Origin of the sequence: Pseudoalteromonas sp. TAE79 (assembly GCF_000498015.1) — a bacterium.
Classification (GTDB): Bacteria; Pseudomonadota; Gammaproteobacteria; order Enterobacterales; family Alteromonadaceae; genus Pseudoalteromonas.
In genome coordinates, this window is the sequence record NZ_AUTL01000179.1 from 1 (window position 1) to 6,691 (window position 6,691).

Consider the following 6,691-nt stretch of genomic DNA (forward strand, 5'->3'; position numbering starts at 1 on the left):
TTTTAGCTATGAGTAAGGTTACAACCAGTGGTTCGGTGCCGAACTCTTATTAAAGCAATAAATATTTTAGCTATGAGTAATGTTACAACCAGTGGTTTGGTGCCGAACTCGTTTATGAGTTTTCTAGCTTGGAGTTAAATTGTAGCAAGTGGTTCGGTGCCGAACTCTTATTAAAGCAATAAATATTTTAGCTATGAGTAAGGTTACAACCAGTGGTTCGGTGCCGAACTCGTTTATGAGGTTTCTAGCTTGGAGTTAAATTGTAGCAAGTGGTTCGGTGCCGAACTCTTATTAAAGCAATAAATATTTTAGCTGTGAGTAAGGTTACTACCAGTGGTTCAGTGCCGAACACTTATTAAAGCAATAAATGTTTTAGCTGTGAGAAGAGCTAAAACCATTGGTTCAATGGCAAATCCTTTTATGAAGATTTTAACTTAGAGTTAAATCATAGTAAGTTGGTTGAATGTAGAAAAATTAGTGGAAGTTAAAAATTGCAGGCCGGTTGTTATAGCCCCAGTAATGGAACATTGTAGAACTCACTTTTAAAGTAAAAACATCATTGTGGATTGTAGAAAGGTGATGTCTATTTCATCCAATATTGTGAAACTGAAAAGAAGTATAATTAAGTAGCCTAAATCTTTGACGAATTAATTTTAGTGATAGAAAGGAACATAGTTTTTAAAAAGGTAAAACAAGTAAGTGATATTTTGAAAAATAGATAATACATGTACTCAGTGCTATTTATATTAATTAAAAGTATCATCACTAATTATCAGACGTTTATTAAATAGTTACTAGTCCAAAGGTGAAAGTAGACATGAGTTATGAAACTATAGACTTAAGAGATGTTGGTAGAGCTGAAGGAATCTCACCTCCATTGATAAGGCTATCAAGCGAAGAAATTATAAAAAAAATAATTCGCTCGATTTCTATATTAGACGTTAGCCAAAAGTACCTCGACTTTATAAATGCCTCCATTAAATTATGCATGGAAAGTGAAAATAAAATAACATCTTTAGAAAAGATTGCTCATGAGTTAAATGTATCAATTCCAACAACAAGAAATTATGTTAACTATTTAACTGAACTTGGAGTTTACAATAAAAAGAATTGTACAACAGATGTAAAGAGCAAGCGTAGAGGGCTTTTGTATGACTTGCAAGATCCCGTATTTAATGTAAAACCTCCAACAAAGAAAACTGAAGTAAGTAGTGCAAGATTTAAAATACCACTTGAAGATATTGAACTAATTCCGAAAGAAGAACTAACTGATATAGCAATTTGTGATCTAATAACAACAGTATTATTTGGTGCATTAAGGTTTAATCAAAAAGGAAACCCTAAGAAAATAGAATCAACTGTATTGTGGGGTTCAGAAAGAGTTAAAGTTGAAACATCTTCAGGAAAAGGTGAACGAATAGCTCTACTCAAAGATTTAAAATATTATATAGCATCTATAACCGTTTTAGAGTCTATTATAAAAGGTAGAATTGAAAGAGGTTTAGAGGTAACCGAAACATACAACATTCCAATGAACTCTATACTAACAGTTTTAAATCTTCCTAAAACTGGTGGAAATAAACAATTAGCAATTAAAGCTATACGTCAACTTTCAGGAACTACATTTCATATTAAAGAGTTGCCTAAATGGTTCTTGCGAAAATTTGATATGGCTCAAAATTCTGTAATGCATTTAAACATGATGAATTTAAGAGTCGAGGGGCACTCAAAGGAAGTTCAGGGTTCGATTGTCTTACAAATACAATTTCCACCTGAAACAATTGCTCAAGTGAAGAGAAGTATTATAAAAAGCACCTATGCAATCCATGAGCTTACTCACGCAAATCCATATGTATTTTCAATCAGTAATAACTTGGTCTTTGCATTCAATTTATGGACGTCAGCATACTTTAATGACAAAGGACTTGCTGTGATGAACTGGCTAGAACTTAAAGATAGAACTGCGCCTCAATTTACATTAACCGAGTTCAAAAGAAGCTTTAGTCTAATACTAATGAAATATGCTGTTATTGCTATAAAGATTAATGGTTATGATTCGAATAATCAGCCTGTAGAAGATATAGACACTGAATATAAGCCAATATATAGAAATGGGATTGCAATAAAAGAAACAGCAAACATTTACGGTATAAAGATAGCTTTAGAGGATAATGAATTCGTTCTAATGCAAGAACTGAAAAAAGGTAGAGAACTTCTACAAAACATGGCTTTTCAGCATGGGAGTATTCATAAAAAATAATGTCATATTATTAATTAACTTTAAAATTGCATCCGTAAAAGTGGATTAAATACTCCTTAAATTTATAAGTATGAATAAAATCGCTAAACATAGCTCAAATAAATATAATACTTGGGCTATAGGGTTTTTGGCGGTAAACCGCATAAATGTGGATTAAACCTTAGATTTTATTAAAAGTATGAATTACATGCTTGAACACAAAGCTATAAATATACTTATTGCCTCATGAGAAACCATTACACCATAGAAAAAGTGGATTAAACCTAGGATTTAATTAAAAGTATGAAGTACACAACTGATAAAAACCATAATTTACTTAATGCATCATGTATAAACATTTCCATGTAAATGTGGATTAAACCTTAGATTTAATTAAAATCATGGAATACACACTCGAGTACAGATAGCTATAAATAAAGTACCTTCATTAAAAATAACTATCCCCCAAACATGTATGGATTAAACCTACGAATTAATTAAAAGTATGAAATGTAAGGTTTATCTCAAGAACATTCCACCAGGCTATCGAATAAAAGTTAAATCTCAAATGTGGATTAAACCTCAGATTTAATTAAAAGTATGAAATGCAGATTGAAAATAGCTTTTAAAATGCACATTCGAGCCTAAACCTAAGAAAACCCCATGCGAATTACGGATCAAACCCACTGTATTAAAATTAGTGAAAAAAATTATGTCTGGAATATAAAGGGGGAGGGCTAAAATTCTTTAATTTATGGTGCTTCTTTTGTGACTTAACTAAAAAACCGCAGGCCAATGCTAAAAAGAGTAGGGCCAATAAAGATGTTCAAGTTAAATATAACTAAATTAAACACACATAAGTATTTTAATAAAAGGTTAAGAGGAATTTAAAGCCTATAAATACAGGCTCTTGTGCGATTTAGATACTGTGATTAAATCGAGTGGTTATTTGAGCTACACAAACATTTGGTGCTCACACTGATGTTGAACGGGTTAAATCTATAAAAGTGGGTTAAATCTATAAAAGTGGATTAAATCTATAAAAGTGGATTAAATCTATGAAAAGTGGATTAAATCTATGAAAAGTGGATTAAATCTATGAAAAGTGGATTAAATCTATGAAGTGGATTAAACATTTAAAAATTGATCAATCATTTAACGAGGTAATAAACCTAAGCTGTTGATTATATTGCACTTGCTGTTTTTATTTCGATTAGCAATAGATCTAGGATCATTGATCTATCACCCAATTCTGATTATATTTAGAATGTAATTTCATATATTTAAGTAGTAACGCAGATTAAACGACTATGTTAAATAAAAGTTTGAAAGGAAATAAAGTGTTTTAAAAGATAAGCCAGCTCGAAGGCTGGCTATAAAAGATTAAACAAAACTAAATGCACAGTCAAAGGTGGCAGCCTGAAACTGAGCAACTTCACCAACACGGTAAATATGCTTTGTTGTTACTTATTATACTACAAGTAACAATACGGTCAAATATTCCGTGATGGCATTCTATTGCTTGGAATAAACATGGAAAAAGTTAAAGAAATACAATCTGTATTAAATAAAGCAGATTTTCTGAAAATAATAGATAAAACATATCAAATTACTATAGTTGATGACGAAAGAGACACACAACCAGTAGAAGTCTCATTAACAAAAGAAAAATTGTTTGAAGTTTTTTCAAAACACAGGATAACTGAAACAAAATCTACAATAGGATTTGTTCCTGGAGTATTTAAAACAGAATCAAGATCAGCTGAAGAAATACTAAAAATCTCCATGTTAGTCTATGACGTGGATTGTAAAACCCGATCTTACAGCTTGGAACAACTGAAATCGAAGCTAAAACAATACTCGTGTATAGTTTACTCAACGTTTACAGCCTCATATGAACATCCTAAATGGCGTGTAATAATATTACTAGAACGCTCAATAACACCTGCAGAATTTAAATCACAGTACTTAAAGCTAGCTACAGAATTAGATCTAGAAATAGATATGCAATGTACAAATATAAATAGGTTATTCTATTTACCAAGCGTAAACAAACATAATGACTTTCAACAATGTTGGTCAAATAAAGGTAAAGATCTAAAAGTAACAAAGCAAAAAAGAAATAAATCTATAGCTGTAAAAGATGTTTCAAAGAAGAAAGTGAACAGAGGATACGTAACCTTTAGTTCAGTAGATTTTGATAATGTTAAAGTTAATTCAGATCGGATTATATGTGGCTATAGTGTTCCGAATAGCCTACATGCTCCTTTTTCACAATCAGAGTTTGATAATTTACTTTGTAATCCTGGTACATGGTTGAAATTAGCAACCTATTTAGGACTCCCCGTTGAAGGTATATCGACTAACCATAGCTACTCTAAATCTTTTTCTTCAATTATTCCTAACGTAGAAGATAAAAACCCGAGTTGTAATTTAGCTCTTCTTACTTCAAATAAGAAAACTAGGCTTGTATACATGGCTTTCAATGAAAAGCATGACAACCCTAATAACACAGGTCCTGTGATTTTCGATTTAGCAAGAATTTACGCGATGATGCACAGCGGCCGTAGAATTGAACGTGATGCCTTTCCACCTGCAACTCATAAAGTGTGGTTAACCCGATTACTTATTGCTTCTGGGATGATTATAGCTGAACCTGTTAAAGACTTGCCAAAGCTTCCTGAAGAATTGAAATCTTGTAGTAGGCTTTATGACGGTTTTAAGCAGTTACTTCAATGTAAACGTTCTTTTAAAGAGCAATCTTCTGATGCTACTGCTTTTAGCCTAACTTTTGCTTGTTACTGGTGCAAAATAGGTAATCGAAATACTGTTAAGAAATATACAGAACAACTACTTACAAAAAATATATTTAGGTTTGTTGATAAACTTAAGCTTGCTAGAGGTGGTAGCATCCCGCTATTAATGCCGGCTGGTAAATCGGCTCAAATTTATAAGTTTAAGCAGCAAAAATTTCGTAAAAATAAGACAACTCCAACTAAAGAAGATGACAGAGTTGATACCAATAAATCCAATAATAAAGCCACTTATAATCCAATTATTAATATAGAAAACTTAAGAAATAAGAAACTTAATACTGGTTTAGAACACATTCTATTAACTGAATTTGATTATCCACCCAACATTGATGTTTATAGTCTTTGTATGAGCCAAACAAAGAGAAACTTAGTCAAGCTAGAATAGTTACAATATACTGATTTTATGAGGTTTTCTATACTTAGAATTAATGACCATTACTTTATATTAAAGAATAAATGTTAAAAACGTTGAAAGCGTAAGCAACTCTCCGTAAAATGCGACTACTGCACGTTTAAAGTTAAGCGTTTACTGTTTTGATATATAGGAAGAGTTAATGGAAATCGGCATACTTGATAACAATAGTTACCGCTCAGTTCAAATTGCACAAACTTCTTTTATTCTCTCAATGAGAGATTTAGCAAGGATTGATCCAGTAAGCGTAGCTTGTTTATTTAAAATATCTAAAGAAGAAGCTAGGCAATTAGCGGAAACACCAGTTCACCTTTTAGAACAAGCTTTACACTCTAGCCCTCCTATACTAACAATAAAGGGACAAGATGGGCATAGTTTGAGAGGCGCTAGCCCTATGAGTGCTCTTCTAAGTTCTTTAGAATCAGGTGTAGAACATTTTCATAATACGGTTGCACATATTAATGCTTTCACAGGCTCTCCACGCACAACAAGCATTCGACCTGTAAACGAAGTTCAATCAGCTTCACTGATATAGGTGATTGATTTATGTGTGAAAAGACTTCCAAAAAAAAAGCTCTATCTTGGGACCCCGGTGCTTATTATAGCCAAATAAAGCTCGCTTATGAAATGGCTAGCTTAGGAGCAAATGCCAATGTTTTAGATAAGTTTTTTGCAGTAGATAGACGATTAGAATTAGCTATCAATAAAGATTTATGTAAGTACAGAAAAGGTGCGGGATGGATGACTACTCATGTTATACATAGGGTACACGCTAATATAATTTATAGAATGTATTGTTCATTCAGCCCTGAAAATGCAGAAATAAAAAGAAAAATAACTGAAAAGGAATTACTCACGTTAGCAAAGTCCTACTTACTAATTTATAACAATAAGTATATTGATATAAATAGGATTTATTATATTTTCAAATATTTAGCAGATGGCACTGTCTCGAAAAAAGTTTGTAATAAATGCGGGATGGATTTTATATTTCATTCAGAAAGAAATTATAATAATTGTCCGTTTTGTGAACAAGATTCCCCTTTATTCAATGACTAGCTTCTACTTATAGAAGCTTTTTTTTAACTTCCTTTACTGGTATTGATTTTCTCCCCTCTAATAACGGTACTTAATCACCACAGCCGCATAATACCCATGGCAATATAATTGCTATGAAAACTATTACTTTATCTGCAGCAATAGCTGCCTGCCTTTTATCGGCTA

At 32.0% G+C, this 6,691-nt stretch carries 4 protein-coding genes; all 4 read left to right on the top strand.

From position 1 onward, the window contains the following. Positions 1 to 817 precede the first annotated feature (817 nt). The 4 genes from L655_RS0113750 to L655_RS0113765 all read left to right on the top strand — a co-directional run bounded on the left by L655_RS0113750 (position 818) and on the right by L655_RS0113765 (position 6,526). Positions 818 to 2,260: a hypothetical protein gene (locus L655_RS0113750; protein ID WP_024604278.1), complete on the top strand. Its 1,443-nt coding sequence runs from the start codon at positions 818 to 820 to the stop codon at positions 2,258 to 2,260. A 1,512-nt stretch (positions 2,261 to 3,772) separates the two neighbouring features. After that, positions 3,773 to 5,440 carry a hypothetical protein gene (locus L655_RS0113755; protein ID WP_024604277.1) on the top strand — a complete coding sequence of 556 codons (1,668 nt, stop codon included), beginning with the start codon at positions 3,773 to 3,775 and terminating at the stop codon, positions 5,438 to 5,440. A 169-nt stretch (positions 5,441 to 5,609) separates the two neighbouring features. Next, the gene (locus L655_RS0113760) at positions 5,610 to 6,002 is read left to right on the top strand and encodes a hypothetical protein (RefSeq protein ID WP_024604276.1); all 393 of its coding nucleotides are present in this window, start codon (positions 5,610 to 5,612) and stop codon (positions 6,000 to 6,002) included. Between the two features lie 11 nt (positions 6,003 to 6,013). After that, positions 6,014 to 6,526: a FlhC family transcriptional regulator gene (locus L655_RS0113765; RefSeq protein WP_024604275.1), complete on the top strand. Its 513-nt coding sequence runs from the start codon at positions 6,014 to 6,016 to the stop codon at positions 6,524 to 6,526. The last annotated feature ends 165 nt before the right edge of the window (positions 6,527 to 6,691 follow it).

Excerpts from the sequence above, each read along its gene's own strand:
- L655_RS0113750 (WP_024604278.1), top strand. The coding sequence starts at position 818 with ATGAGTTATGAAACTATAGACTTAAGAGATGTTGGTAGAGCTGAAGGA.
- L655_RS0113755 (WP_024604277.1), top strand. The coding sequence starts at position 3,773 with ATGGAAAAAGTTAAAGAAATACAATCTGTATTAAATAAAGCAGATTTT.
- L655_RS0113760 (WP_024604276.1), top strand. The coding sequence starts at position 5,610 with ATGGAAATCGGCATACTTGATAACAATAGTTACCGCTCAGTTCAAATT.
- L655_RS0113765 (WP_024604275.1), top strand. The coding sequence starts at position 6,014 with ATGTGTGAAAAGACTTCCAAAAAAAAAGCTCTATCTTGGGACCCCGGT.